General features: G+C 72.0%; 23 protein-coding genes. 12 read left to right on the top strand and 11 right to left on the bottom strand.

Features of this window, described 5'->3' with window-relative positions; genetic code table 11:
- Positions 1-2: 2 nt before the first annotated feature.
- From miv_RS20825 to miv_RS20815, 3 genes are all read left to right on the top strand, one after another.
- Positions 3-929: a branched-chain amino acid ABC transporter permease gene (locus miv_RS20825; protein WP_060845720.1), complete on the top strand. Its 927-nt coding sequence runs from the start codon at positions 3-5 to the stop codon at positions 927-929.
- 40 nt (positions 930-969) lie between these two features.
- On the top strand, positions 970-2,499 hold the full coding sequence (locus tag miv_RS20820; protein ID WP_207178628.1) for an ATP-binding cassette domain-containing protein: 1,530 nt from the start codon (positions 970-972) through the stop codon (positions 2,497-2,499).
- Positions 2,500-2,609: 110 nt separating this feature from the next.
- A complete protein-coding gene (locus miv_RS20815; RefSeq protein WP_048425910.1) occupies positions 2,610-2,858 on the top strand; it encodes a DUF6894 family protein in 249 nt (82 codons plus the stop codon).
- A gap of 144 nt (positions 2,859-3,002) precedes the next feature.
- Here miv_RS20815 and flbD read toward each other — a convergent pair whose 3' ends face one another.
- From flbD to miv_RS20775, 8 genes are all read right to left on the bottom strand, one after another.
- Positions 3,003-4,376: a sigma-54-dependent transcriptional regulator FlbD gene (gene flbD, locus miv_RS20810; protein WP_207178626.1), complete on the bottom strand. Its 1,374-nt coding sequence runs from the start codon at positions 4,374-4,376 to the stop codon at positions 3,003-3,005.
- A 53-nt stretch (positions 4,377-4,429) separates the two neighbouring features.
- Positions 4,430-4,780, bottom strand: a complete 351-nt coding sequence (gene fliN / locus miv_RS20805) for a flagellar motor switch protein FliN (RefSeq protein ID WP_048425912.1) — start codon at positions 4,778-4,780, stop codon at positions 4,430-4,432.
- A gap of 73 nt (positions 4,781-4,853) precedes the next feature.
- Positions 4,854-5,486 (bottom strand): FliH/SctL family protein, encoded by a 633-nt coding sequence (locus miv_RS20800; protein ID WP_207178624.1) that lies wholly within the window; start codon positions 5,484-5,486, stop codon positions 4,854-4,856.
- Positions 5,486-6,535, bottom strand: coding sequence for a flagellar motor switch protein FliG (gene fliG, locus miv_RS20795; protein WP_207178622.1), 1,050 nt, complete (start codon positions 6,533-6,535; stop codon positions 5,486-5,488). The genes miv_RS20800 and fliG overlap by 1 nt, the downstream gene beginning before the upstream one ends.
- A gap of 101 nt (positions 6,536-6,636) precedes the next feature.
- A complete protein-coding gene (gene fliF / locus miv_RS20790) occupies positions 6,637-8,286 on the bottom strand; it encodes a flagellar basal-body MS-ring/collar protein FliF (protein ID WP_048425915.1) in 1,650 nt (549 codons plus the stop codon).
- Between the two features lie 217 nt (positions 8,287-8,503).
- Positions 8,504-8,779, bottom strand: a complete 276-nt coding sequence (sciP, locus tag miv_RS20785; protein ID WP_048425916.1) for a CtrA inhibitor SciP — start codon at positions 8,777-8,779, stop codon at positions 8,504-8,506.
- Positions 8,780-8,891: 112 nt separating this feature from the next.
- On the bottom strand, positions 8,892-9,569 hold the full coding sequence (locus miv_RS20780; protein ID WP_207178621.1) for a flagellar hook assembly protein FlgD: 678 nt from the start codon (positions 9,567-9,569) through the stop codon (positions 8,892-8,894).
- Positions 9,570-9,610: 41 nt separating this feature from the next.
- Complete coding sequence (locus miv_RS20775) at positions 9,611-11,011, bottom strand: flagellar hook-length control protein FliK (RefSeq protein ID WP_207178619.1); 1,401 nt, start codon at positions 11,009-11,011, stop codon at positions 9,611-9,613.
- 296 nt (positions 11,012-11,307) lie between these two features.
- Here miv_RS20775 and mnmA point away from each other — a divergent pair, with 296 nt between their 5' ends.
- The 5 genes from mnmA to miv_RS20750 all read left to right on the top strand — a co-directional run bounded on the left by mnmA (position 11,308) and on the right by miv_RS20750 (position 17,154).
- A complete protein-coding gene (gene mnmA, locus miv_RS20770) occupies positions 11,308-12,456 on the top strand; it encodes a tRNA 2-thiouridine(34) synthase MnmA (RefSeq protein WP_207178618.1) in 1,149 nt (382 codons plus the stop codon).
- A gap of 293 nt (positions 12,457-12,749) precedes the next feature.
- Positions 12,750-13,403, top strand: coding sequence for a class I SAM-dependent methyltransferase (locus miv_RS20765; RefSeq protein ID WP_207178616.1), 654 nt, complete (start codon positions 12,750-12,752; stop codon positions 13,401-13,403).
- Complete coding sequence (locus miv_RS20760; protein WP_207178615.1) at positions 13,400-14,233, top strand: TVP38/TMEM64 family protein; 834 nt, start codon at positions 13,400-13,402, stop codon at positions 14,231-14,233. The genes miv_RS20765 and miv_RS20760 overlap by 4 nt, the downstream gene beginning before the upstream one ends.
- 184 nt (positions 14,234-14,417) lie before the next feature.
- Positions 14,418-15,854: a sensor histidine kinase gene (locus miv_RS20755; RefSeq protein ID WP_207178614.1), complete on the top strand. Its 1,437-nt coding sequence runs from the start codon at positions 14,418-14,420 to the stop codon at positions 15,852-15,854.
- A gap of 403 nt (positions 15,855-16,257) precedes the next feature.
- Positions 16,258-17,154, top strand: coding sequence for a LysR substrate-binding domain-containing protein (locus miv_RS20750; protein ID WP_207178613.1), 897 nt, complete (start codon positions 16,258-16,260; stop codon positions 17,152-17,154).
- Between the two features lie 33 nt (positions 17,155-17,187).
- Here miv_RS20750 and miv_RS20745 read toward each other — a convergent pair whose 3' ends face one another.
- The gene (locus tag miv_RS20745; RefSeq protein WP_244748631.1) at positions 17,188-18,195 is read right to left on the bottom strand and encodes a LacI family DNA-binding transcriptional regulator; all 1,008 of its coding nucleotides are present in this window, start codon (positions 18,193-18,195) and stop codon (positions 17,188-17,190) included.
- A 147-nt stretch (positions 18,196-18,342) separates the two neighbouring features.
- On the opposite strand from miv_RS20745, the gene ptsP reads away from it, so the two are divergent.
- From ptsP to miv_RS20725, 4 genes are all read left to right on the top strand, one after another.
- Positions 18,343-20,895: a phosphoenolpyruvate--protein phosphotransferase gene (gene ptsP / locus miv_RS20740; protein WP_207178612.1), complete on the top strand. Its 2,553-nt coding sequence runs from the start codon at positions 18,343-18,345 to the stop codon at positions 20,893-20,895.
- A complete protein-coding gene (gene pfkB, locus miv_RS20735; protein ID WP_207178611.1) occupies positions 20,892-21,854 on the top strand; it encodes a 1-phosphofructokinase in 963 nt (320 codons plus the stop codon). Before ptsP ends, pfkB begins: the two co-directional genes overlap by 4 nt.
- 255 nt (positions 21,855-22,109) lie before the next feature.
- Positions 22,110-23,813, top strand: coding sequence for a fructose-specific PTS transporter subunit EIIC (locus miv_RS20730; RefSeq protein WP_207178610.1), 1,704 nt, complete (start codon positions 22,110-22,112; stop codon positions 23,811-23,813).
- A gap of 182 nt (positions 23,814-23,995) precedes the next feature.
- Positions 23,996-24,733 (top strand): LuxR family transcriptional regulator, encoded by a 738-nt coding sequence (locus miv_RS20725; RefSeq protein ID WP_053220765.1) that lies wholly within the window; start codon positions 23,996-23,998, stop codon positions 24,731-24,733.
- Positions 24,734-24,764: 31 nt separating this feature from the next.
- Here the strand turns inward: miv_RS20725 and miv_RS20720 are convergent, their stop codons facing one another.
- Entirely contained in the window at positions 24,765-25,844 is a 1,080-nt protein-coding gene (locus miv_RS20720; RefSeq protein ID WP_048425924.1) for a hypothetical protein, read from the bottom strand.
- 8 nt (positions 25,845-25,852) lie between these two features.
- Entirely contained in the window at positions 25,853-26,521 is a 669-nt protein-coding gene (locus tag miv_RS20715; RefSeq protein ID WP_131800150.1) for a hypothetical protein, read from the bottom strand.
- Between the last annotated feature and the right edge of the window lie 14 nt (positions 26,522-26,535).

Here is a 26,535-nt window from a genome sequence, read left to right as displayed (position 1 = left end):
GAATGTTCGCCAAGACTCTTCGCAATCCGCTGTTCTGGCTCTGCCTGATCGGCCTCGCGCTCGCCAGCGTGCTGCCGCTCTGGGTCTCGGGCTACATCCTCGGGCTCCTCACCGTCGCGTACTATTTCGGCGTGTTCTCGATGGCCTGGGACCTGCTGTTCGGCTTTGCCGGCGAGGTCAATTTCGGGCCGACCTTCCTGATCGGGCTCGGGGCCTACACCGCCGGCATCCTCAACGGCCACGGTGTCGGCATCCCGCTCTGCCTCCTCGCCGGCACGGTCGCGGCGGTGATCGGCGGCCTCGTCCTGGCGCTGCCGGCGCTCCGGGTGCGGGGCCCGTATTTCGGCCTCACCACCGTCGTGGCGGTGCTGATCCTGCAGAACCTGATCGTGGTCTTCGCCGACACGACCGGCGGCGAGATCGGGCTCACCGTGCCCGACGTCATCAGCATCGACGCGGCGACGAATTACTGGATCGCGCTGGGCTTCATGGGGGTGAGCGGGCTCGTCCTCTACGCCATCGCGGTCTCGCCGGTCGGGCTGATCCTCCAGGCGAGCGGGCAGGACCCGGTCGAGGCCGGTGCACTCGGCTTCAACGTCGCCAAGCACAAGCTCGCGGCGTTCTGCGTCAGCGCGGTCTTCTCGGGCCTCGCAGGCGCGCTGTTCGTCTTCTACATGGGCACCGCCTCGGTCGGCACGCTGGTCGACGTCTCGGTCGGCGTCCAGGTCATCATCGGAGCGGTGCTCGGCGGGCGGCGCACCATCGTCGGCGGGGTGCTCGGCGCGGTGTTCCTGATCGCCGCCGGCGAATTGCTGCGGCCGCTCGGCTCGCTCTCGACCTTCGTGGTCTCGGCCGCCGCGCTCGCCGTCATCCTGTTCGTGCCGTCGGGCCTCCTCGGGATCCTCACCCGCCAGGGGCGCCACGCCTGATGCCCCGCCCCCTCCCCATTCTCCGACACGGTGTGCGTTCATGAGTGCGGCCGGCCTCGCCCCATCTCCCGCCCCCCTGCCCTCCCACCCGCATGCTGCCCCCGCCGGCGCCCCGCCGCTCCTCGCGGTCGAGGGGCTGACCAAACGCTATGGCGGCCTCGTCGCGGCGAAATCGATCGGCTTCACCGTGCGGGCCGGCGAGATCGTCGGGCTGATCGGGCCGAACGGCTCGGGCAAGTCGACGGTGATGAAGCTGATCATGGGGCTGGAGCGGCCGAATGCCGGCAGCATCCGGCTCGACGGCACCGAGATCGCCGGCTGGCCCTCGCACAAGGTGGCGCGGGCCGGTATCGGCCTCGTGTTCCAGCACTCGCGGCCGCTGCACCGCCAGACGGTGCTGGAGAACATCAAGCTCGCGCTCCTGCCCGACAGCCTGGTGCGGCTCTTCGCCGATGCCGGGGTGGAGAAACGGGCGCGCGCCATCGCCGAGCGGGTGGGCCTCGGGGCCGTGATGGACCGGCGCCCCGGCACCCTGCCCTTCGCCGACCTGCGCCGGATGGAACTCGCCAAGGCGATCGCCCGCGACCCCAAGGTGGTGCTGGTCGACGAACCCTTCGCCGGCCTCACCTCCGGCGAGGTCGCGGATTTCTCCGCCCTGATCCGCGGTTTTCGCGATGAGGGCAAGGCGGTGCTCCTCGTCGACCACAACGTGAAGAGCGTGTCGGCCCTCGTCGACCGGGTCTTCGCGATGTATCTCGGCGAGCGCGTCGCCGAGGGCAGTGCCGCCGAGGTGATGCGCAACGAGACCGTGCGCCGGGTCTATCTCGGCGGCAGCATCGAGACCGCGTCGCGGCCCGAGGCGCAGTTTACCGGCCGGCCCCTGCTCACCGTCGAGGGCCTCGACGTGCTCTACGGCAAGGCGCAGGCGCTGCGGCAGGTGAGCCTCCACGTCCACGAGGGTGAGTTCGTCTCGGTGGTCGGCCTCAACGGCGCCGGCAAGACCACGCTGTTCAACGCCATTTCGGGGCTGGTCCCGCATTCCGGAAAGATCGGCTTCTCGGGCGAGCCGCTGGCGAAGCGCACGCCGGCGAGCATCGCCAAGGGCGGCATCGTCCAGGTGCCGGAGACCCGTGAGCTGTTCGGCGAGATGAGCGTACGCGAAAACCTCGATCTGGGCGGCCAGCACCTGCCCAAACCCGAGAGCGCGCGCCAGCTCGACTGGCTGTTCGAGCTGTTCCCGATCCTCAAGAGCCGCGGCGGCCAGATGGCGCGCACGCTCTCCGGCGGCGAGCAGCAGATGCTCACCATCGCCCGCGCCCTGATGATGAAGCCGCGCCTCCTGATCCTCGACGAGCCGACGCTCGGCCTCGCCCCGGTGATCCTCGAACAGCTCTCGAAGGCGCTGGAGCGCCTGCGCCAGACCACGCCGATCACCGTGCTGCTCGGCGAGCAGAACGTCACCTTCGCCCTGCCCCACGCCGACCGGGTCTACGTGCTGGAGCATGCCCGCATCGTCTGGGAGGGCCCGCCCGACCGCTTCGCCGCGGAGGCGGGGACCGGCTACCTGTAGGGGGCGGGACCGGCCGCCGGGGCGAATGCGAAAACCCTTGACTCGGGTTAAGGCGGCCGGAGACGAGCCATCGTAGTCAAAGCAGAACAACCACCTCTTGGGAGAGCGGGATGTCCTGCTACTACTTTCACTTTCAGGTGGGCGGCCGCCTCATCCGCGACACGCGCGGCGTGGAGCTCGATGAGCCGGGCGAGATCGTCAACTGCTCGGCGCATATCGCGAATTTGCTGCGGCGGCGCGCCTGCCGCGAGCCGGAGTGGAAGGAGGCGATCATCCACGTCGAGGACAAGGAGCGCCGCTTCAGCCTTTTCCTGCCGATCGCGCGGTTCGCCGACGCGATCCCGCGCCTGCAGGCCTGAGGGAAGAACGCACCGCAACCGCGGCGGCGGACCTCCCCCCGCTGCCTCGATCTGTGCCGCCGCCGCGCGGCCCGGCCCGGCCGTCCCGACGATGGCGGGCGCCCCCCCGACGGTTCCCCGAGCACCGCCCGGGGCGAAACCGCCTCAGCCGTAGGCCGCCAGCATCCGGGTCTGGCCCGGCTCGGCCACCGCGATGCCGGCGCCGGTATACTCGTTGAGCTTGTTGCGCAGGGTGCGGATCGAGATCCCCAGGATCTTGGCGGCGTGGGTGCGGTTGCCGAGGCAGTGATCGAGGGTGTCGAGGATCAGGTCGCGCTCGACATCCGCCAGCGACCGGCCGACGAAGCCCCGCGTCACCGCCTCGGCGGTCTGGACAGCCCGCGCGGCGGCGCCCAGCGCGATCGCACCTGTCGAGAAGGCATCGCCCTCGGGCGAGCGGATCGCGTCGGCGTCGATCTCGGGGCCGCTCGCCAGCAGCACCGCCCGGTGCAGGGTGTTCTCCAGCTCGCGGACGTTGCCGGGCCACAGGCTCTGGGTCACGAGGCGGCGCGCCTCCGCGGAGAGCGGCCGGGCGGCGAGGCCGTTGGCCTCGGCGTATTTGCGCGCGAAATGCTCGGCGAGGGCCAGGATGTCCGCCGGGCGGTCGCGCAGCGGCGGCAGACGCAGGTTCACCACGTTGAGGCGATAGAGCAGGTCCTCCCGGAACGTGCCCTTGCGCGCCTCCTCGGCGAGGTTGCGGTTCGAGGTGGCGAGCACCCGGATGTCGACCTTCACCGGCTGGGTGCCGCCGACCCGGTCGATCACCCGCTCCTGCAACGCCCGCAGGAGCTTGGCCTGGAGCCGGACATCCATCTCGGAGATCTCGTCGAGGAGCAGCGTACCGCCGCTCGCCTCCTCGAACCGGCCGATGCGCCGGGCCACCGCGCCCGTGAAGGCGCCCTTCTCGTGGCCGAACAGCTCGGATTCGAGCAGCGCGTCGGGGATCGCCGCGCAGTTCACGCTGACGAAGGGCTTCTGCGCCCGGTTCGAGCGGGCGTGGACGTGGCGCGCCAGCACCTCCTTGCCGGTGCCGCTCTCGCCGGTGATCAGCACCGAGGCGTCGGAGCGCGCCACCTGCTCGGCGAGCTTGACCACCCGCTCCATCGACGGGTCGCCCCACACGAAGGAGCGGGCATCCGACGCCACCGCCTCCAGCACCGCCGCGATCAGCTCGGGATCGGGCGGCAGCGGAATGTATTCCTTGGCCCCCGCCTGGATCGCCGCCACGGCGGCCTTGGCGTCGGTGCCGGTGCCGCAGGCGACCACCGGGGTGCGGATGCGCTCGTCGGCGAGCGCCGTCACCAGCACCCGGATCGGCAGCGACACGTCGACCATGACGAGGTCGGCGCCCTTGGCCCGGAGCGCATTCAGGCCCTGCTCGATCCCGTCGGCCTGGGTCACGGCGGCGCCGCGGCTCATGGCGATCCGGGAGGCGGTGATGAGTTCGCCGTTCAGGCGTCCGATGATCAGCAGCCGCATGGCGGGCACTCCGTGGCGTCTCGTGTCGGTCGGGATGCGGGCGGGACCGGGCCTCAGCCGTCCACCTTGACGATCTCGGTCATCGTCACGCCGAGGCGCTCCTCCACCAGCACCACCTCGCCGCGGGCGACGAGGCGGTTGTTGACGAAGATGTCAATCGCCTCGCCGACCTTGCGGTCGAGTTCCAGCACCGTGCCGGGACCGAGGCGCAGGAGGTCGCCGATCGGCATCCGCGACGACCCGAGCACCGCCGAGACCATCACCGGCACGTCGAAGACCTGCTCGAGGTCCGCCGCCGACTTCGCCGCCACCGGCGCGTCGCGCATCGTGCTGGCCGCCGCCGTGTCGAAGGCGAGGTCCGCCTCGTTGAGCTGGGGCAGTCCGAGATCGTTGTCGGAGGACATCGGGGTTACCTTTGGGGACGAAGCGAGAGCGGAAAGACGTCGGAGAGGCGAAGAAGGGCCGCGGCGTGCGGCGTCAGGCGGGTGCGAGGGCGGCGAGCACCGCCGCCTCGATGGCCGCGCGGTCGCGCACCACGCCGCCGTCGGCCCATTCGATGCGGGCATCGCCCGGCGCCAGGCCGGGATCGCCGAGCACGATCAGGCGGCCGTCATAGCCGCGCTCGCGGGCGAGCCGCGCGACCTGCCGCTCGGTCTCCTCGACGAGGTCGTCGTGGACCCGGATCGCCAGGTGGGGCACGCCGCGCAGGTGCTGGAGCGCGCGGCCCGCGGCCTCGGCGATCGCCGCGACCGGCTGGCTGTCGAGGGCGGCCCCGGCGATCTTGCGCCCGAGCGCGACGGCGAAATCGAGGGCCTGGGCCTCGCACGCGGCATCGCGCTCGTCCGCGGCGGCGATCATGCCGGCGGCGGCGGCCGCGACCCGGTTGAGGGCATCGGCGAGGCGGGCCTGGACCTGCGCCTCGGCCTGGGCGCGGCCCTCCTGCAGGCCGCGGGCGAAGGCGGAGGCTTCCGCCGCGGCGCGGGCCGAGGCTTCCGCTTCGGCGGCTGCCTGGGCCGCCGCGGCGCCCGGCGCGCCGGGATCCTCCCGCTGCGGCTTGCCGCCGGGGGGGCTGAAATCGGTATCGAACAGGAAGCGCCGGATCTGAGCCATCAGTAGACCAGCTCCTCTTCGGCGCTGTTCTTGGCGATCATGATCTCGCCCTTCTCGGCCAGGTCCTTGGCGAGGTCGGTCATCTTCGACTGGGCCTCGTCGACGTCCTTGAGACGGATCGGCCCGAGCGAGCCCATCTCGTCCTGCATGTTCTTGGCCGCGCGGCTCGACATGTTGGCGAAGAAGAAGTTGCGCACCGGGTCGGAGGCGCCCTTGAGCGCGCGCGCCAGCACGTCGCGGTCGACGCTGCGCATCAGGGTCTGGACGCTGCCGGCATCGAGCTTCATCAGGTCGTCGAAGGTGAACATCAGCTGGTGGATCTTCTTCGCCGAGCCGCGATTCGCCTGGTCGAGGGCGGTGAGGAACCGGATCTCGGTCTGGCGGTCGAAGGCGTTGAACACGTCGGCGAGGAGTTCGTGCGCGTCGCGCCGGGTGGTCTGGGCGATGGTCGAGACGAACTCGACCCGCAGGATCTCCTCGATGTGGCGCAGGGCCTCCTTCTGCACCGTCTCCATCCGGAGCATCCGGTTGAGGACGTCGATGGCGAAATCCTCCGGCAGGATGGTCAACACCCGGGCGGCGTAGTCGGAGCGCACCCGCGACAGGATCACCGCGACGGTCTGCGGGTACTCGTTGCGCAGGAACGAGGCCAGGATCTCGGGGTCGATCTGGGTCAGGCTGGCCCAGACCCGGCGGCCGGAGGCGCCCTTGACCTCCGCCATGATCACCGAGACCTGCTCGGGCGGAAAGATCTTCAGGAGCAGCGACTCGGTGCGCTCGAAGCTCGAGGTGATGCCGCCGCTCGCCGAGAGCCGCGACACGAAGTCGATGATCAGGTGCTCGACCACGTCGGCTTCGAGCGAGCCGAGCTGGACCATGGCGTGCGAGACCTTCTTGATCTCGTCCTCTTCCAGCATGCGCCAGATCGGCGCGCCGTCCTCGTCGCCGAGCAGCAGCAGCAACGCGGCGGCGCGCTGGGTCCCGGGCATCTCGGCGTAGCCCGCGGCCCCGGCGGTCGGGAGGGTGATCGGCATCGGGGTCGCGGCCATGACGTCGGGTCGTCCTCAGTCGAATCGGGGGGGCGGAGGGGGCCGGCCGCGGCGCGGCGGGCCCCGCGGTGCGGGTCAGCGGTCGTCGATCCGGGTCCGCGTCAGCGGTCGTTGATCCAGGTGCGGAGCACCTCGACGGTCTCGGTCGGGTTGGACTTCACCACGTCGACCACGCGCTCGACGGTCTGGGCCTGGATCTTGCCGTTGATCTTGGCGAACTCGACGAGGCGGCCGGCCTGGCTCTCGGGGATCGCGATCTCGGTCGGCATGGCGGGCTTGGCCGTCCCGCCCTCGACCGCCATGACCCGGCCGCTGGCATCGGTGAGCACCGTCACCTGGCCGAGCGCGAGGGCGGGCGTCTCCGAGGCGACGACCTTCGCCACCAGCGGGCGCACCACGGTCATCACCACCACGAGGCCGAGGAAGAAGAGCACCGTCATCTCGGCGATGCGCAGCACGTCCTCCTTGGTCGGCTGCAGGAACGACGCGAGGAGGCCGGGCTCCTGCAGGTCGGGCACCGCCGGGGTCTCGGCGAAGCGCAGGTTCACCACCTCGACCTGGTCGCCCCTCGCCTTGTCGTAGCCCACCGCGGTGCGCACCAGCGCGGTCAGGCGCTCGAGCTCGGGGGCGGGCCGCGGGGTGTAGACCGCCTTGCCATCGGGCCCCGCCGCGTAGGTGCCGTCGACCAGCACCGCCACCGACAGGCGCTTGACCCGGCCGCCCTCGTTCACCTCCGTGCGGGTGACCCGGGAGATCTCGTAGTTCGTCGTCTCCTCGTTCTTGTTCGAGGCATCGCGTGGGCCCTGGTTCTGCTGGCCCTGGTTGGCGCCCGGCAACTCGTTGCCGACCGTGACGCCGTTCTCGTTGCCTTGCGTCTGCTGGGTCTCGGTGCGGGTCTGGGTCGAGCGCACGACGCGGCTCTCGGGATCGAAGGTCTCGGAGCGGCTCTCGATCCGGTTAGCGTCGAGCTCGGCCGTGACCTGGACCCGGGCGCGGCCCGACCCGACGATGCCGGCGACGATCTCCTCGACCTGGTTGCGCAGGCGCCGCTCCAGGCCGGTCTGGCGCTCGTCGAGGCCGATGCCCGCCTGGTCCTCGGCGCCCCGGGCGCCGTCGGCGAGGAGCCGCCCGCGCTCGTCGACGATCGAGATGCGCTCGGGCTTCAGGCCCTCGACCGCCGAGGCGACGAGGTGGCGCACCGCCCGGACCTGGCCCGGATCGAGGTCGCCGGCGAGCCGCACCACGATCGCGGCGCTCGGCGCCTCGCGGTCGCGGGAAAACAGCCGCTTCTCGGGCAGGACGAGGTGGACGCGCGCCGCCTGGACCCGGCCGATCGCCCGGATCGAGCGGGCGAGCTCGCCCTCGAGCGCCCGCAGGTGGTTGACGTTCTGGACGAAGCTCGTCGACGAGAAGGCGTCGCCCTTGTCGAAGATCTCGTAGCCGACGCCGCCGGCGCTCGGCAGTCCCTTGGCGGCCAGATCCATGCGCAGCCGCGCGAGGTCGGCGCGGGGCGCCATCACCGTCTGGCCGGCATCGCCCCGCATCTCGTAGCGGATGCCCCGGGCTTCGAGGTCGCGCACCACGGCGCCGGCATCCTGCACCGAGAGCTCGCTGTAGAGCACGCCCATCTCGGGGCGGGAGACCCGCAGGATGACGAAGGCGAAGAATCCGACCAGCGCGAGGGTCACCGCCCCCATCGCGGCGAGGCGCGAGGGCCCCAGCTTCGTCACCAGATCGAGGACCGGCTTCACGACGTCACGCACCCGCCAACCGAAGCCGGAAGCGGCCCCAGGGCAAAAATTGCCGGGTCGTGGTTATGACTTGGTTAACGCGGCAGCAATTGACGTGCGCGAACCCGGGACGCCCGCGGCTTCGCAAGCGAAGCGGGGCGTCCCGGGCCTGTCGATCGGACGGGGCCGGAGGCGCGGCCTCCTGGCGCGAGGCCGGGCCGCGACGGGTCGGCGGGTCCTACTGCCGGTAGTGCTGGATCCGGGTCGTGCGCAGGCCGGCGAGGCCGTGCTGCTCGATCGAAAACTGCCAGCTCAGGAATTCCTCGGTCGTCAGCGTATAGCGCTGGCAGGCCTCTTCGAGGCTCAGGAGACCGCCGCGGACGGCGGCCACCACCTCGGCCTTGCGCCGGATCACCCATCGGCGGGTATCGGTGGGCGGTAGGTCCGCGATGGTTAGCGGGCTTCCGTCCGGGCCGATGACGTACTTCGCCCTCGGGCGATGCGGTTCGGTCATGATACGCTCTACACTCGACTGACCTGTCGAGACCGAAGCTAGGGACCCGCGCTTAAGATTGGTTGAATCATTTCCCTCGCATGTGATTCGTAATCCACAGCAATCCACCGAATCAGTTGCTTGCGGTCCCACCGATCGCCTCGACGCTGCTGAGGGCCACGGTGCGGTCGCCGATGGTCAGGACCGGTTCGGCGCCCGAGACGTCCACGCTGGAGATCGTCCCGGAGATCTTGGTGTCGACGGCAACGGCCGCGCCGGTGGCGTCGAGGGCCTGGACCTTCAGGGTGTACTTGCCGTCAGGGGCGAGCTGCCCGGTCGAGCTGCGCCCGTCCCAGGCGAAGCTCTGGCTGCCGGCGGCGAGCGCCTTGGTCTGGGTCGCCACCACGTTGCCCTTGGGATCGGTGATGGTCAGGACCGCCTTGGCGGCGGCCCGCGCCGGGTCGAGGGTCCAGGTCGCCTTGCCCTCGGCGAGCGACGCGGTGGCGCCGTCCGCCGTCACGGTCTTGCCGATGAGGCCCGAGGCGGTCGCGGCCGCCGAGGCCTTGCTGGCGGTGATCAGGTTGCCGAGCTGGTCGTTGGTCTTGAGCTGCTGCTCGACCGAGGCGAACTGCACCAGCTGCTGGGTGAACTGGTTGGTGTCGAGGGGATCGAGCGGGTTCTGGTTCTGCAGCTGCGTCGTCAGCAGGGTCAGGAACTGGTTGAAGTTCCCGGCGATTGTGCTGGCGTCGCTCGATGTCTTGCCGGCGCTGGCGCCGGAGAGGCTGGTCAGGCTGCTGATGCCGGCGGTCATCGGGACCTCTCTCTGTCACGCGTCATCGGGATGATCTTCTTTTAGATTCGCAGGTCGAGGGGCCGGGCGAGGCTGCGCAGCGGCGCGAGCGCGGTCTGGCGCTCCTCCACCGCCTCGACGCCGGACCGATCGGCCCCCGGCGGGCGCTCCGCCTGCTCGCGCTGCGGATTCCGGCCGCCCTCGTCGCGCAGGGAGAAGCTCAGGGCGCCGTCGCCCGGGTTGAGCCCGGCCTGGGCCAGCGCCTGCTGCAGGCTGCCGGCGTCGCGCTGGAGCAGCGCGAGGGTCTCGGGCCGCTCCACCACCAGATGCGCCTTCACGCCGTGCTCGCGGTCGATGTCGAGGCGCACGTCGATGCGCCCGAGCTCGATCGGGTCGAGGCGGATCTCGAAGCGGTTGGTGCCGGACAGGGCCCGCATCCCGACCGTCATCGGCACGGCGCTCAACGGGGCCTGGACCGAGACCGCGGGCCGTCCCTGGACCGTATCCGCGCCGGCGGCGGCTCCCTTGGCCTCGGGGCCGGCCTTGGCCTCGGGGCCGGCCTTGGCCTCGGGGCCGGCCTTGGCCTCGGGGCCGGCCTTGGCGCCGACGCTTTTGGCGTCGATGCCCCCGATCCCGGCGCCGGCCTGCGCCGCCGACGGGTCGGGCATCGCCGGACCGGCGGGCGCCGCAGCAGCACCCTCCCCCGTCTCGGACCGGCGTTCCGTCGCCGGATCGGCGGCGACCGGGACGGCCGGCTTTCCGGCCGCCGCGATACCGGAGCCGTTCGCCGTCGCGCCGCCTGCCGAGGTCACCGCGGCCCCGGCGGTGGCCGGGCTCGTCGGCGCCGGGGCGGCGAGGAGCGCCAGGAGCGAACCGGGCGGAGCGTCGCCCGCCGCGTCCTCGACGTCCTCCTCCGTCTCGTCGTCGGGATCGATCTCGCCGGTTCCCTCCCCGGCCGCCGCCGCGGCGTGCACGGCCTCGGCCTGCACGGCGGCACCGGCCTGGGCCGGCGGATCGGCGGCGGGCTTGCGCGCCTCTGCCTGGCCGGCACGGTCGTCGGCACGCCGTGCGGCGGGATCCTCCGAGCCGCGGGCGAGTGTCTTGTGGGCGAGTACCTTGCGGGCGCGGACCGCCTCGGTGCGGGCCTCGTCCGCCCGGGCCTCGTCGCGGGCTTCCTGACGGGCGTCCTGCGCACGCGACCGGGCCGCCTGGTCGGCGGTGCGGGCTCGCTCGGCCCTGGCTTCCGCGTCGGACGCTTCGGTCCGCGAACGCTCGGGGGACGACGTGTCGGCGCGATCCGGCGCGGTACGGGCCCGCGACGCGGCGTCCGCCCGGGCGAGCCGGGACGCGCGGGCGGCCTCGTCGGCAGCCGGACGAAACAGCTCGTGCGCGGCGGCCCGAACCGGCCGGGCCGGCTCGCGGCCCGTCATCCGTCCCCCCTCACCCGCTGCGCTGATCTGCATCGCCGACCTCGTCGCCGGCCCGTCGGGCCGACCTTCCGGGTCGAGCCGGAGCAAACCGCCTGCCAGTCGGGCGCATAGATTAAGCATCTGATATGATGATGTTATTTTTTCAGCCTGACCGGGCGGTGGCGGCTGCCCGGTCGAAATCTGCCGGGCCCCCGGCAAGAACTGCCCCCCTCACGTGACGGTGGGGCCTTCCCCTGCCGCCCTGGCAGAACCCCGGTTGGATCGCTATAGACTCCTTCGCGCATCGCGGATCACCGCCCGGAGCGCGACCCGAAATCCCGCGCATGGTCATGAACTCGCTCGATCTGCCCAAGGCCCCGGAAGAGACCCGCGTCGTCGTGGCGATGTCCGGGGGCGTCGATTCCTCCGTCGTCGCCGCGCTCCTGAAGCGCGAGGGCTACGACGTGGTCGGGATCACGCTACAGCTCTACGACCACGGCGCGGCCACCCACCGCCGCGGCGCCTGCTGCGCCGGCCAGGACATCCACGACGCCCGCCGCGCCGCCGAGACGATCGGGATCCCGCATTACGTCCTCGACTACGAGGACCGGTTCCGCGAGGCGGTGATCGACCGGTTCGCCGACAGCTACCTCCAGGGCGAGACGCCGATTCCCTGCGTCGAGTGCAACCGCTCGATCAAGTTCCGCGACCTGCTGACCACCGCCCGGGACCTCGGCGCCGACGTGCTGGCGACCGGCCACTACGTCGCGAGCCGGGCGCTGCCGGGCGGCGGCCGGGCGCTCCACCGCGCCCTCGATCCGTCCCGGGACCAGAGCTATTTCCTGTACGCCACCACGAGCGAGCAGCTCGACCTCCTGCGCTTCCCCCTGGGCGAGCGGCCGAAGGACGAGACCCGGGCGCTGGCCAAGGAATTCGGCCTCTCGGTCGCCGACAAGCCCGACAGCCAGGACATCTGCTTCGTGCCGCAGGGCCGCTACCAGGACGTGATCGCGCGCCTGCGACCCGATGCGGTGCGCCCGGGCGAGATCGTCCACCTCGACGGACGGCGGCTCGGCCGTCACGACGGCATCATCGGCTTCACGGTCGGCCAGCGCCGCGGCCTCAACGTGGCGGCGGGCGAGCCGCTCTACGTCGTGCGCCTGGAGCCCGGCGAGGCCCGGGTGGTGGTCGGCCCCCGGGAGGCGCTCGCCACCTCGGTGGTGCGCCTGGCCGATCCGAACTGGCTCGGCGACGCCCCCCTGACGACGGCCCGCCACCTGCCCGTGGCGGTGCGGGTCCGCTCGACCCGCGAGCCGCGCCCCGCCACCCTGACCTGGAATCCCGATACGGCCTCGGCCGAGATCGCGCTCGCCACCCCGGAGGACGGAGTGTCCCCGGGCCAGGCCTGCGTCATCTATGCCGATGACGGACCGCGGGCCCGGGTGCTCGGCGGCGGCACCATCCGGCGGGTCGAGGCGGAGCGCCTGGCCGCGGCCTGAGCGGGTTTCGCCGAAGCGGACACCGGGTCGGCGGCGAAAATCTGCGACGAAACAAGAACCTAAGCGCGCGACGCGTTGGCCTGCCGACGCAAGTCCGCCGAGGGCGGCGCCCGGTCGCCCGGCCACCCGGCGCTGCTCTAGGGTGTTGATCTTGCCGCATTTTCCGCGACGAACCGCTACCCGCTCCGTCGAAAAATGCTCTAGGACGATTTCCGAAGATTTCCTCGGGAAACCGTAGCACAACCGCGCGCGTCATTGCCCGCGAGACGATCGACCTCGGAGACGATACCGACATGCTGAGCGAGCCGCGAGAGGCGGGGCCCACCACCGCCTTGATGCGCAAGGCCTATGCGCGCTGGGCGCCGGTCTACGACGTGGTCTACGACAAGCTCACCGAGCCGGCGGCCCGGGACGCGGTCGAGGCGGCGCTCGCCGGCGGGCGGCGCATCCTGGAGGCCGGCGTCGGCACCGGCCTGTCCCTCGGCTACTACCCGAAGGACGCGGAGGTCTACGGCGTCGACCTGTCCGAGGACATGCTCCGCCGCGCCAACCGCAAGGTGGCGCGGCGCGGGCTCACCCACGTCAAGGGTCTCCAGGTGATGGATGTCTGCCGGCTGGGCTACGCCGACGCGCGCTTCGACGCGGTGGTGGCCCAGTTCCTCATCACCCTGGTGCCCGATCCCGAGGGTGCCCTCGACGAGTTCCTGCGGGTGGTGCGGCCCGGCGGCATGATCGTGCTCGCCAACCATTTCGGCCAGGACACAGGCACGATCGCCAAGGTCGAGGAGATCGTCGCGCCGCTCTGCGAGAAGATCGGCTGGAGCTCGGCCTTCAAGGCTGCCCGGATCGAGGCCTGGGCGAAGAGCCGCGGCGTGACGTTCCTCGGCGTGCGCCCGACCTTCCCGGGCGGGTTCTTCAAGATCCTGCGCATGCAGAAGGCGGGGTGAGCGCGCTGCCCCGGCCCGACAGCGATCCACCCCCGCCCGACGCGCCGGAGGAGGCCGGCCCCGAGGCCGTGGCGGCCCCGGCCTGGCGCGGCTGGCTGCGGGTGCTGCCGCTCGTCGCGCTGGTGGCGCTCTCCCTCGGCCTCCTCGTCGGCGGGTTCACCCGCTGGTTCAGCCTCGACCAGCTGCTGGCCTCCCGGGCCTATGCCAAGGCCTGGGTCGCGGAGGGATTCTGGCGCGCCTATGCCTGCGCCTACCTGGCTTACGTCGGCACGGTGATCGTGTCGCTGCCGGTCTCGGTGGTGATGACGACCCTGTGTGGCTTCCTGTTCGGGCCGGTGGCCGGCGCCCTCGTGTCGATCTCGGCCGCGACGACGGGCGCGGTGGTGGTGTTCTCGATCGGCCGCACCGCCGCCGGCGAGGTGCTGCTGCGCCGCGCCGGCTCGCGGCTCGGGCGCCTCGCCGAGGGGTTTCGCCGCGACGCGTTCTCGTACGTGATGGTGCTGCGGCTCCTGCCGGTCTTCCCGTTCTGGATGACCAACCTGGCGCCGGCGATCTTCGGGGTCAGGCTCCGCACCTTCGCGCTCGCCACGCTCATCGGCATCAGCCCCGGCGCCTTCATCTACGCCTCGGCCGGCGCCGGGGTGGAGAACGTCGTGGCCGCCCATCAGGCCGCGAAGGAAGCCTGCCTCGTCGCCGGCGGCATCGCCTGCGACGCCGCCCTGTCGCTCAGGGCCATCGTCACGCCCCAGCTGATCGCCACCCTGCTCGGCCTCGGCGCCCTCGCACTCATGCCGGTCGCGTGGCGGCGCTGGAAGCGTCCCTCCGCGTGAGGGTGACCGGCCTCGGCTCGCGCCCCATTGGTTGGGTGACGACTGGATTTTCAGCAATCCGGGGATAGCTTCGGATCGGCTCCCGCCGCGCGGGCGACCGGCGCCGGACGGGCGTGTTAGATTCGAGGAATTGTGGGACTCGGGGGCCCGGCGGGACCGCCGGGCGATTGGGGGCGTCGGCACCGTGCAGGGACGGGATGATGCGGGCAGGCAGGGTGGCATCCGGAGCCTCGCCGGCCGCATCGGCCTGTCCGGCCGCCTGCTGCTCCTCACGGTGGTGTTCGTCCTCATCGCCGAAGTGCTGATCTACGTGCCGAGCGTCGCGAGCTACCGGCGCTCCTGGCTCTCGGACCGGGTCGCCGCCGCCCAGGTCGCCGCCCTCGTCCTCGACGCCGCCCCCCAGCAGCGGGTTTCCGACGACCTCGCCCGGCGCCTGCTGATGGGCGCGGGCGCCCGGGCCATCGCGCTCAAGGCCGGCGGCGCGCGGCGCCTCCTCAACCTGACGCCGATGCCGCCGGAAGTCGGCGAGACCGTCGACCTGCGCGAGGCCGGCTGGCTCGAGGGGATCGCCGGCGCCTGGCGCACCCTGACCCAGGCGAGCCCCCTGCCCCTGCGGGTGATCGGCCACGGCATGGACGGGGTCGACTTCGTCGAGCTCGTCCTCGATCCCGCGCCCTTGCGCCGGGCGATGATCGCCTTCTCGGGCCGCATCCTGGTCGCCTCGCTGGTGATCTCGGGGATCACCGCCGGCCTCGTCTTCCTGGTGCTCCAGCTCTCGATCGTGCGGCCGGTGCGGCGGCTCGCCCGCAACATCGCGTCCTTCGCGGAGGATCCGGAGGATCTGTCGCGGCGGATCGCGCCGTCCTGGCGCAGCGACGAGATCGGCGCCGCCGAGACGGCGCTCGCCCGGATGGAGACGATCCTGTCGGGTGAGCTGCGCCAGAAACGGCGGCTCGCCGATCTCGGCCTGTCGGTGAGCAAGATCAACCACGAGTTGAGAAACCTGCTGACCACCGCCCAGCTCCTGGTGGACAGGCTCGAGCATGTCGACGATCCGGGGGTGCAGCGGGTGGCGCCGCGCCTCGTCGCGACCCTCGGCCGCGCCATCCGCTACTGCGAGGGCACGCTCGCCTATGGCCGCGCCGCCGAGCCCCCGGCGGAGCGGCGCCCGACGCCGCTGCGGCCGATCCTGCGCGATGCCCTCGACCTCGCCGGGCTGGCGCCGGGCACCGCCATCACCATCGCGGACCGCACGCCCGAGGACCTGACCGTCGACGCCGATCCGGGCCAGCTGTCCCGGGTGCTGGTCAACCTCGTGCGCAACGCCGTGCAGGCGATCGGGCTCGCGGGCGCGAGCGAGGGCCCGCCCGTGGTGGCGATCGAGGCCGTGCGCCGCGGGACGACCGTGACGATCCTCGTCTCCGACAACGGCCCCGGGCTGCCGGAGCGGGCCCGCGCCCACCTGTTCGAGGCGTTCCAGGGCTCGGGCCGCTCGGGCGGCACGGGGCTCGGCCTCGCCATCGCGGCCGAGCTGGTGCGGCTCAACGGAGGAGTCTTGAGCCTCGACGAGACCCGCAGCGGGGCGCGGTTCCGCATCGTCCTGCCCGACCGGGAGGCGTGAGACCAGCGCTCCACGATGTCGGCGCATCCATTCGGTCTCGGGCAAGCCCGAGAGCGACGGGCCGATGACCCATCTCGAATCGTCGATTCCAAGCCGGCGGCTTGGCGACGATGTGAGAACGGTCCCCCCGGTCCTCGGCCTCTGGTGAGCCATCACGGAACGGCACTCTCGGCCTGCGCATCCGCCCGTGCCGTCGGCCGTGAACGGTCACGAAGGTCGTTGCCGACCCCCGTCGGTATCATGCGGCTTTCCGGACGATCCCTCCCGAAAAACCGTATCACCGGCCAGCGCCGCGCCCGAGCGAGGCCGGGTTCCGCATCGCCGCGCGATTGCGCAGCAATCGTTCGGAAACCGTACGAGCGGGGCGGTTGCCAGCCCGCCCGCGCCGACGCATCGTCACCCGATGTCGCTGCGCGTCCCCCTCTCCGCCGTCCGCTCCTTCGAGGCCGCGGCGCGCCGCCGCTCGTTCAAGGATGCGGCGGCGGAGCTGAACCTGACGGCGAGCGCCGTCAGCCACGCCATCCGCAAGATGGAGGCGTCCCTCGGCGTGACCCTGTTCGAGCGCCAGGGCCAGGGCGTGGTGCCGACCGCCGCCGGCGAGGCCCTGCTGGAGCATGTCGGCCGCGCCTTCGACGAACTGCATCGCGGCCTCGACCTCGTGGCGGCGCGCGGGCCCCAGCTCCTGCGCCTGCACTGTGCCCCGAGCCTCGCGGCGCAGTGGCTGACGCCCCGCCTCGCCCGCTTCCTGACCGCCAATCCGGGCTTCGAGGTGCGTCTCGCCGCCGGCATGGATTACGCCCGCTTCGTCAGCGACGAGTTCGACGCCGACATCGTCTACGGCCCGCCCCGGGGCGAGGGCCTGGTGACGGTGCCGCTCTGCGCCGAGACGGTGACGCCGCTCTGCGACCCCGCGCGAGCCGCCTGCATCCGCCGACCGGAGGACCTCCTCGATCAGGTACTGATCCAGAGCGACAACAAGCAGGTGCGCTGGCCGCTCTGGTTCGCCCGCAACGGCCTGCCGGCGCCACGCCCCCTCGGCGTGCGGTTCGACCGCAGCTTCCTCGCCATCGCGGCCGCCGCCGACGGGCTCGGCGTGGCACTCGAATCGACGCTGCTCGCCGAGCGCGAGATCGCCAGCGGCCGCCTCGTCGCGCCTTTGCGCGGCCTGGCGCAGGACGTCACCTACATCGGCCACCACCTCGTCTACCCGGCCACCACCCGGCGCCGGGCCCCGTTGCGGGTCTTTGCCCGCTGGCTCGGGCAGGAGATGGGGGTCGCCCTGCCGGACGATCTGGCGTGACGCGCGGGCGGCATCGCGCCCCCCGCCCTTCCCTCACCGCCGCGCCGTCGAGCCCCGGGCGATCAGCCGGCCGCTCAGCACCACCTTGCGCACCGGCTGGTCCGGATTCTTCAGCCGGTCGAACAGCAGGTCCATCGCCTGGGCACCGATCTCGGCCACCGGCTGCTCGATCACCGTCAGGCCGGGCTCGACCAGATCGGTCCAGGGCTCGTTGTCGAAACCCGCGAGCGCGATTCCGCCGGGCCAGGCGAGGCCCGCCGCCCGGGCCGCCCGCACCGCCCCCATCAGGATCAGGCCGTTCGACAGCAGCAGGGCCTCGGGCCGGTCGGCCCCGGCGAGCCAGCGCGCCACCTCGCCTTGCGCCGGCTCGGCATCCGGCAGGACGGTGCGGACCTGCGGCGCGAGCCCGTGCCGGCGCATCGCCGACAGATACCCTTCCCGCCGCTCCTCGGCGGTCGAGCTCGTCGAGCCGAACAGGCCGCCGATGCGGGAAAACCCCTGCTCGACCAGGTGGTCGACGAGCAGGGCGCCGGCCGCGACGTTGTCGAGCACCACGCCGTCATGGCCGCCCGGCGGGCCGGTCCGGTCGATCAGCACCAGGGGAAACGGAAAGTCCTCCGGCCGCAGCCGCTCGGCGGTGCGGCGGGTCGGCGCGAAGACGACGCCGGTGACCCGCTCCTCCTGCATCAGGCGCAGGTACAGGGCCTCGCGCTCGGCATCCTCGCCGGTGTTGCACAGGATCAGCCGCATCCCGGCCCGGTAGGCCGCATCCTCCACCGCCCGGCTCACCGCGGTGAAGAACGGGTTGCGGATGTCGGCGACGATGAGCCCGATCGTCTGCGCGGCCTGCGAGCGCAGACGGCGGGCCGACAGGTTCGGACGATAGCCGGTCGCCCGCACCGCCGCCTCGACCTGCTCGCGCAGGGCGTCGCTGACCGGGCCCTTGCCCAGGGCCCGCGACACGGTCGCGGTGGATACGCCCGCCGCGCGGGCGACGTCACGGATGCCGACGGCCATGCTCTCGAAAACGTTTTCACTCACGATCGGGAGATCGTGCCAGTCGGCAGGCCATGATGCAAGCCCTGGCGGGGATCGCTTCCATCCCCATAGGTCATTTCAGTTGACACGGCCTATGAAAACGTTTTCATAAGCAGCAAGCAAAACCGACCTCGTGGGAGGAAGCCTGCCATGTCCGCGCCGACCGCGCCGCGCGTCCTGATCCGTACCGCCGCCGCCCCCGCCGACAAGGAATCGGCCATTCGCGAGGCGGCCCAGCTCCTCGTCGCCGCCGGCTGCATCGACCCGGCCTACGAGGGCAGCATGCTGCGCCGCGAGGGCGTGGCGAACACCTATCTCGGCCACGGCGTCGTGATCCCGCACGGCATGGTCGACGATCGCGCCCTGGTGCGCGAGAGCGGGCTCGCCGTGCTGCAGGTCCCCGCCGGGGTCGCGTGGCACGACGGACAGGACGCCCATCTGGTGGTGGCGATCGCCGCCCAGTCCGACACCCACATCACGATCCTGCGCCGCCTCACCCGCCTGATCCAGGACGAGGCCCGGCTCGCGCGCCTGCGCACCACCCAGGACCCCGCCGAGATCGCCGCCGCGCTCTCCGAGGACGCGCCCGCTCCCGGCGTCGCCGGCCCGGCCGCCGACCTGCCCCACGCCTTCACCTGGACCGTCGACTACCCGACCGGCCTGCACGCGCGGCCGGCTTCCGCCTGGGTCGAGGCGGCGCGCGGCGGGAGCGCCCGGATCCAGGTCCGCCACGGTGCCGAGGTGGCGGACGCCAAGACCCTCATCGCCCTGCTCCAGCTCGGCCTGCGGGCCGGTGACGAGGTGGTGATCTCCGCCGAGGGCGAGGACGCGCCGGCGGCGCTCGCCCGATTGAAGGCCACCGTCACCGGCCTCTCGGCCGGCGAGAAGGCGGCCGCCGCCCGCGCGGCGGAGGCCGCCGCCAAGGCCGCCGCCCCGGTGGCCGGCTGGAACCCGGCCGATCCGTGCCGGATCGTGTCCGGCATCGGCGCCAGCCCCGGCCTCGCCATCGGCCCTGTCCACGTGCTCGGGCCGACCGACGTCGCGGTGCCGGACGAGCCCGAGCCGCTGACGAGCGGCGGCGACCGGCTGCACGCGGCGCTCGAGAGCACGGGCGCCCAGCTCAAGGCGCTCGCCGACGATACCGGCCGACGCCTCGGCCAGGCGGATGCGGGAATCTTCAAGGCGCAAGCCGAGCTCATCGCCGACACCGACCTGATCACGCTCGCCTGCCAGCTGATGGTCGAAGGCCACGGCGTCGCCTATGCCTGGCACCAGGCGGTGGAGCGGATGGCCGGACAGCTCTCGGCGCTCGGCAACCCGGTGCTGGCCGCCCGCGCCGCCGACCTGCGCGACGTCGGCCGCCGGCTGCTGGCCCAGATCGATCCGGCGCTCCAGTCCGGCCACGCCCTGCCGGACCGGCCCTGCATCCTGCTCGCGCCCGATCTCGCCCCCTCCGACACCGCCGGCCTCGATCCCGCCCGGGTGCTCGGGCTCGCCACCGCGCAAGGGGGCCCGACCTCCCACACCGCGATCCTCGCCCGCACCCTCGGCATCCCCTCGGTGGTGGCGGCCGGCGCCAACCTGCTGGCCCTGCCGGCGGGCACGACCGCGATCCTCGACGGCACCACCGGGCGGCTCTACCTCGACCCGAGCGAGGGCGACCTCGCGGCGGCGAGGCACTGGCGCGACCGCCTGCGGGCGACGCAGGAGGAGGAGGCGCGCGAGCGCGGCCTGCCGGCCCGCACCCGCGACGGCCACGCCGTGGCGATCGGCGCCAACGTCAACACCCCCGACCAGGTACCCTTCGCCCTCTCGCAGGGCGCCGAAGGCGTCGGCCTGATGCGGACCGAGTTCCTGTTTCTCGAGCGCGGCGACACCCCGGGCGAGGACGACCAGTACGCCACCTACCGGGCGATGCTGGAGGTGCTGGAGGGCCGCCCCCTGATCGTGCGCGCCCTCGATATCGGCGGCGACAAGCAGGTGCCCCACCTCGCCCTGCCGAAGGAGGAGAACCCCTTCCTCGGCGTGCGGGGCGCCCGCCTGCTCCTGCGCCGGCCCGACCTGATGGAGCCGCAGCTGCGCGCCCTCTACCGCGCCGCGAAGGATTGCGTGCCGGCGAACGCGCCGACCGGCAAGGACGCGCCCCTCTCGATCATGTTCCCGATGATCACCTCGGTGCCCGAAGTCACGGCCCTGCGCGCGGCCTGCGAGCGGATCCGCACCGAGATCGGCGCGCCGGAGGTGCCCCTCGGCATCATGATCGAGGTGCCGGCCGCGGCGATCCAGGCCGACGCGCTGGCCGTGCATTGCGACTTCTTCTCGATCGGTACCAACGACCTCACGCAATACGCGCTCGCCATCGACCGTCAGAACACCGAGCTGGCGCCGGAGGCCGATTCGCTCCACCCGGCGGTCCTCCGCCTGGTGCGGATGACCTGCGAGGGTGCGGCCCGCCACGGGCGCTACGTCGGGGTCTGCGGCGGCATCGCGGGCGATCCGTTCGGGGCGGGGCTGCTCGCGGGCCTGGGCGTGCACGAGCTCTCGATGACGCCCCGCGACCTGCCGGCGGTCAAGGCGCGCCTGCGCGCCGCCACGCTGGCCGACCTCGAGGCGCTGGCCAGCGATGCCTGCGCGCAACCCGACGCCGCCTCGGTGCGGGCCCTCGACCGTCGGGCGGGCGAGACCGCGGAGGCGCGGTCGTGACCCGCATCCTGACTCTCACACTCAACCCGGCGATCGACCGGACCGTCACCCTCGACCGCCTCGTGCCCGGTGCCGTCCACCGCGCCCGGGCGCTGCGCGACGATGCCGGCGGCAAGGGCGTCAACGTGGCGAGCTGCCTCGCCGACTGGGGCGTCCCGGTCACGGCTGCGGGGGTGCTCGGCGCCGGCAATGCCGCCGTGTTCGAGGCATTGTTTGCGGCGAAGGGCATCGCCGACCGCTGCCTGCGGGTGGCGGGCGAGACCCGCACCAACCTAAAGCTCGTCGACCCCGCCGGCACCACCGACGTGAACCTGCCCGGCCTCGCCCTCGACCCGGCGAGCCTGGACGCGGTGCGGGCGGTGCTGCGCGCGGAGGCCGGACCGGACACGCTGGCCGTGCTCGCCGGCAGCCTGCCGGCGGGCGCCGGGGCCGACCTCTACGCGGTGCTCACGGCGGAGCTGAAGGCCGGGGGAACGCGCGTGCTCCTCGACGCCTCCGGCGCAGCCCTCGCCGCGGCGCTGGCGGCGGAGACCCTGCCCGACATCGTGAAGCCGAACCGGCACGAGCTGGAGGAATGGGCCGGGCGGCCGCTCCCCACCCTCGCCGACGTGGTGGACGCGGCCGCGGACCTGGTGCGGCGGGGCATCCCGCTGGTCGTCGTCTCCCTCGGGGAGGACGGCGCGGTTTTCGTGCACGGCCAGGGTGCCGCGGTGGAAGCCCTGCACGCGCTCGCCCCCGTGGTCGAGGTCACCAGTACCGTCGGGGCCGGCGACGCCCTGGTGGCCGGGCTGGTGGCGGGGCTCTCGGCCGACCTCGCGCTCGCCGACACCGCCCGCCTGGCGCTGGCCTTCGCGGCCGGCAAGCTGACGAGGGCCGGGGCGAACCTGCCGGATCGCGCGGAGATCGAGGGAATCGCCCGGGCGATCGAGGTTCGCGTTCTACCCGCCGCGAAAATCTAAGACGCGGGTAGATTTCAGCATAGTCCATCAAAGATCCGCTTCTCGAAGTCATCCCGGGGCTCGCCTCAGACGAGAGCCCGGGATCCAGAACCGCAAGCCATGCCGAACGAAGCGGGATGCGGTCCGCTCTGTTCTGCAGGGAAATGCGGTTCTGGCTTCCGGTCGCCGCTGCGCGGCCCCGGAATGACGAACGAGGGCGAAAACTCCGAAGACGCCGACACGCATCCAGACGGAACACCCGAGGAGGAACAACCCATGACCCAGTTGGTGGCCGTCGTCGGGGGCGGCGAGCTCGGCACCCATGCGGTGCTGGCGGCCGAGGCCCTGCGCCGGGCGGCGGCGCGGCGCAACCAGCGCCTCGACCTCGAGGTCCGGGGCCGCGGCACCGCCGGCACGCCCCTGACCGAGGGCGCGATCCGGGGCGCCGACGCGGTGCTCCTCGTCGGCTCCGGCGATCTCGGCGCCAGCCGCTTCGGGGGCTTGCGCCGCGCCGAGGTGGGCATCGAGGACGTGCTGACCGACGCCGACCGGGTGATCGAGCGGGCGCTCGCCGGGGCTTCGCCCGCCCCCGCCGGTGACGGCGTGAAGCGCATCGTCGCCATCACCTCCTGCCCGACCGGCATCGCCCACACCTTCATGGCGGCGGAGGGCATCCAGGCCGCGGCGCAGGCGCTCGGCCATCAGGTCCGGGTCGAGACGCAAGGCTCGGTCGGCGCCCGCGACGCCCTGACGCCCGACGAGATCGCGGCGGCCGACATCGTCCTCATCGCCGCCGATACCGGCGTCGATCGCGGGCGGTTCTCCGGCAAGCGGGTCTACGCCACCACCACCAAGGCGGCGATCCGCGACGGCAAGGGCCTGATCGCCACCGCCCTGAAGGACGCCGAGCTGCAGGGTGCGGGAGCCGCGGAATCCGGGCCCGACCGCCCCGCGGCGGCCGAGACGAAGGCCGGCGCCTACAAGCACCTGATGACCGGCGTCTCGTTCATGCTGCCCTTCGTGGTGGCGGGCGGCCTCCTGATCGCGCTCGCCTTCGCGTTCGGCGGCATCGACGCGATGTCGGCGGCCAACAAGGGCAGCCTGGGCTTCGCGCTCGGCGAGATCGGCGCCAAGGCGGCCTTCGCGCTGATCGTGCCGGCGCTCGCCGGCTACATCGCCTTCTCGATCGCCGACCGGCCCGGCATCGCGCCGGGCATGATCGGCGGGATGCTGGCGGCCAACCTCAACGCGGGCTTCCTCGGCGGCATCGCGGCGGGCTTCATCGCCGGTTACACGGTGTCGTTCCTCAACCGCTCGATCCGCCTGCCGAAGAATCTGGAAGGCCTGAAGCCCGTCCTGATCCTGCCCCTACTGGGCACCCTCGTGACCGGCCTCCTGATGGTCTACGTCGTCGGCGTGCCGGTGGCGGCCCTGCTCGCCGCGCTCACCGGCTGGCTCAAGGGCATGCAGGGCGCGAGCGCGCTGGTGCTGGGTCTCGTCCTCGGCGGCATGATGGCGGTCGACATGGGCGGACCGATCAACAAGGCGGCCTATGCCTCCTCGGCGGCGCTCATCTCCTCGGGGATCTACACCCCGATGGCCGCCGTGATGCTCGCCGGCATGACCCCGCCGCTCGGCATCGCGCTGGCCACCCGGCTCTTCCCCGGCCGCTTCACCGCCCAGGAGCGCGAGGCCGGGACCGCCGCGGCGGTGCTGGGCGCGGCCTTCATCACCGAGGGCGCGATCCCCTTCGCGGCCGCCGACCCCCTGCGGGTCATCCCGGCCCTCGTCGCCGGCTCGGCGGCGGCGGGCGCGGTCTCGATGACCTTCGGGGTGGCCCTGCGGGTGCCCCATGGCGGGCTGTTCGTGCTGCCGATCCCGAACGCCATCACGCCGGTGCTCGGCGCGGTCGCGGCCCTCGTCGTCGGCACGCTGATCACCGCCGTTCTGGTCGGGGTGCTCAAGAAGCGGGCGGCCTGAGCCGCAGGAGGACGATCCCGTCCGGGCGGCCTCGGGCCGCCCGGCGATATCACGCATCCGGGGAGCGTATTTTACCCCCGGATCCTCGCGAGGCGGAGCGTTTCCTGATAGTCTACGGGTGATCCGCGCCTCGTCTCGCGGGGTGTCGCTCAAGACTTGTCGGAAACGGACGGCGCTGCGCGATGGCGGTGATCGGTCAGGTCACGCTGGACCTCGTCCAGGCGGTGAAAGCGGCGCGGAGTGCCGCCGAGATCACGGCGGTGCTGATCCGGGCCGGCGGGATCTTCGGCTACGAGCGCTTCGCCATCGCGGGCGTGCCGCAGAGCGCCGGCGAGAACCTGCCCGACCGCCTGCTGCTGATGCACTGGCCGGAGGAATGGGCCACCCGCTACGTCGCGCGCGGCTACGTCCAGCACGACCCGGTGATGGCGCAGGTCCGGCGGACCACCGCGCCGTTCCTGTGGTCGGAGGTCGAGGTCGAGCGCGACGCCGCCCTGGCCCGGCGGGTCATGGACGAGGCCCCGGCCTTCGGCCTCGGCGACGGGCTCTGCGTGCCCATCCACGACATCGACGGCACCGAGACCGCGGCCTCGTTCGGCGGCGCCCGCATCGATCTCTCGGACGAGGCCAGGGCCGGGCTGCACCTGCTCGCCATCTACGCCCACCTCGCCTCGCGGGGCCTCGGTCCCGCCCTGCCTTCCCGGATCGCGCGGCCGGAGGGTGCCCCGCGCTGCACCCGGCGCGAGATCGAGTGCATCCGCTGGGCCGCCGCCGGCAAGACCGGCTGGGAGACCTCCGAGATCCTGTCCCTGTCCCAGCGCACGGTCGAGGATTACCTGAGCAACGCCGCCCGCAAGCTCGGCGCGGTCAACCGCGTGCAGCTCGTCGCGCTCGCGATGCGGGCGGGATTGATCGAGTGATGCTTCCGAAAGGGATCGTCCGGAAACGGTATCATGCCACCTTTTCGGCCTTCAGCGGTGTCATCAGGGGCGTACTCATCGAGACCGACGGGACCTCGGCACACAAGCTCATGCTGAAAGGCTCCGGCGCCCAGGCCTGAAACCGCATGACTCCTGGAATACGGGGGTTCAGTTCGTGGAGGAGATCGTCGAGAGCGTCGGCGACGAAGTCGTTGAGGATCTTTCCGGCCAGGTAACCCGCACCGAGGAGAACGACCGCCCCCAAGACGGGGCCGAGGGAGAGCGCACCGACCAGCGCGAGGCCCGCTGTCTCGCCGACCCAGGCCGCCGCGACGCCGAGACCGAGCCGGGCGGCTCCGACAGTCACCGTCCGCGTCGGATCCCAGGCCTCGCTCGCGTCCTGCGCGATCAGTACGACCGTCAGGACCAGCTGCGCCGGACGGACGACGCCTTGCAACGCCTTCACGGCGGTGCCGAAAGTGCCGGCCTTCCCCGATCGGTCGATGACCTGCTTGAGGACGTCGATCTTCTCGCTGTCGCTCATCGCTTCGTAGGGACGACCGTTGCTCACTTCGGCTACGAAGCGCGCAAGATCCTTCTTGACCACCGGCGAGACGAAAGACTTACAGACCTTGCCGGCCTGCCGATTGATCTCGGCCGCCCTGCCGGCATTATGCCAGAACGTCATCTCGCGGGTGATCTCCCGCATCGCGATCGCCTCGATCGCGAGGCTCTTGATCGCTGCGACGTCGTTCCCCTGGTGCTGAACTCGGTCGAGAAAGAACTTCGCGTTCTCGCGAATCGCCTGGATGTATTCCCGCCTCGCCTGGAAGTTGGAGATGCTTCCGACGGCCGAGAGAAGGCTCCCCTTCGCGTAGCGTTGGACATCGTCAACGACAGTCCGCGACGGGGCGGACGACCCGGCGTCGTGCCGGCCGTCCAGGTCCCTCAGGAGGCCCAACGCCTCGCTCGCGCCCTCGTCGATCTGTCGCCCTGCGCGGAGGCAATCCCCGGGTGCGAGACAACCGCTCAGCAGCAGAACCCGCTCGCGATCTCGGGTAAGGCCGACCAATCGGTGAAGGTCGGGCTCGGGCGAGGCCGTCACGCTCATGACTACACCTACTGGAGCGTATCGGAACGGCCGATGACGATGTCGGTGACGGGGCTCGTCCCGGCCGCCGTCAGCACCACCGCAACATAGTCGTGATCGACCTCGAATGGTCGTTCCTCGGCCTTGCCGGTATGCTCGGCCCGCGCGGATGCTCCACCACCATTGGTCAGGTTGCGCATGATGCCGAGATTGGTCTCGGCGTCGTAATGCCCGGGTTTGCGGATTTCGGCGCAAACCGTGTTCTTGTGGCTCGACGAGAACGGTCCGTCCCAGAACGGAACGTCCCAGCCGCAGAAGATGTCGGTCGGAACCTCTTCGGTCCTATACACGATACCACCAGCGACGCCTTCGAAGCGTGCAGCATGCACGACGAGGGCGATCGACCATTGTCCGTTCTCGATCACCAGATCGAGCGGGTATTTCCAGACCTTGCCGTGCCAATGCACGTCGGAGCGCAGGAACAGACGTCCGCCGGAGGCATTGAATACGCGCAGCAGCGTGGATGCACCGGAGGCGTACTCGTCCTTCATCCCATTGACGACTTTCATCACCTCGAAGTCGGTGGAGCCTCGCTGCTCCAGGGCGTAGGAGGACAGGAGCGTTGCGGTTGCCTTCGCATCGCGATAGCGCGCGTCGGTCTTCAACGTTGCAGAAGTGACGGCTGGCCCGAGGATCATAGGTTGCCTCCCGA

This window comes from Methylobacterium indicum (assembly GCF_017347565.1).
Lineage (GTDB): Bacteria > Pseudomonadota > Alphaproteobacteria > Rhizobiales > Beijerinckiaceae > Methylobacterium > Methylobacterium indicum.
Note: the sequence above shows the minus strand (reverse complement) of the source record. Positions and strands in the feature narration are given on the sequence as shown.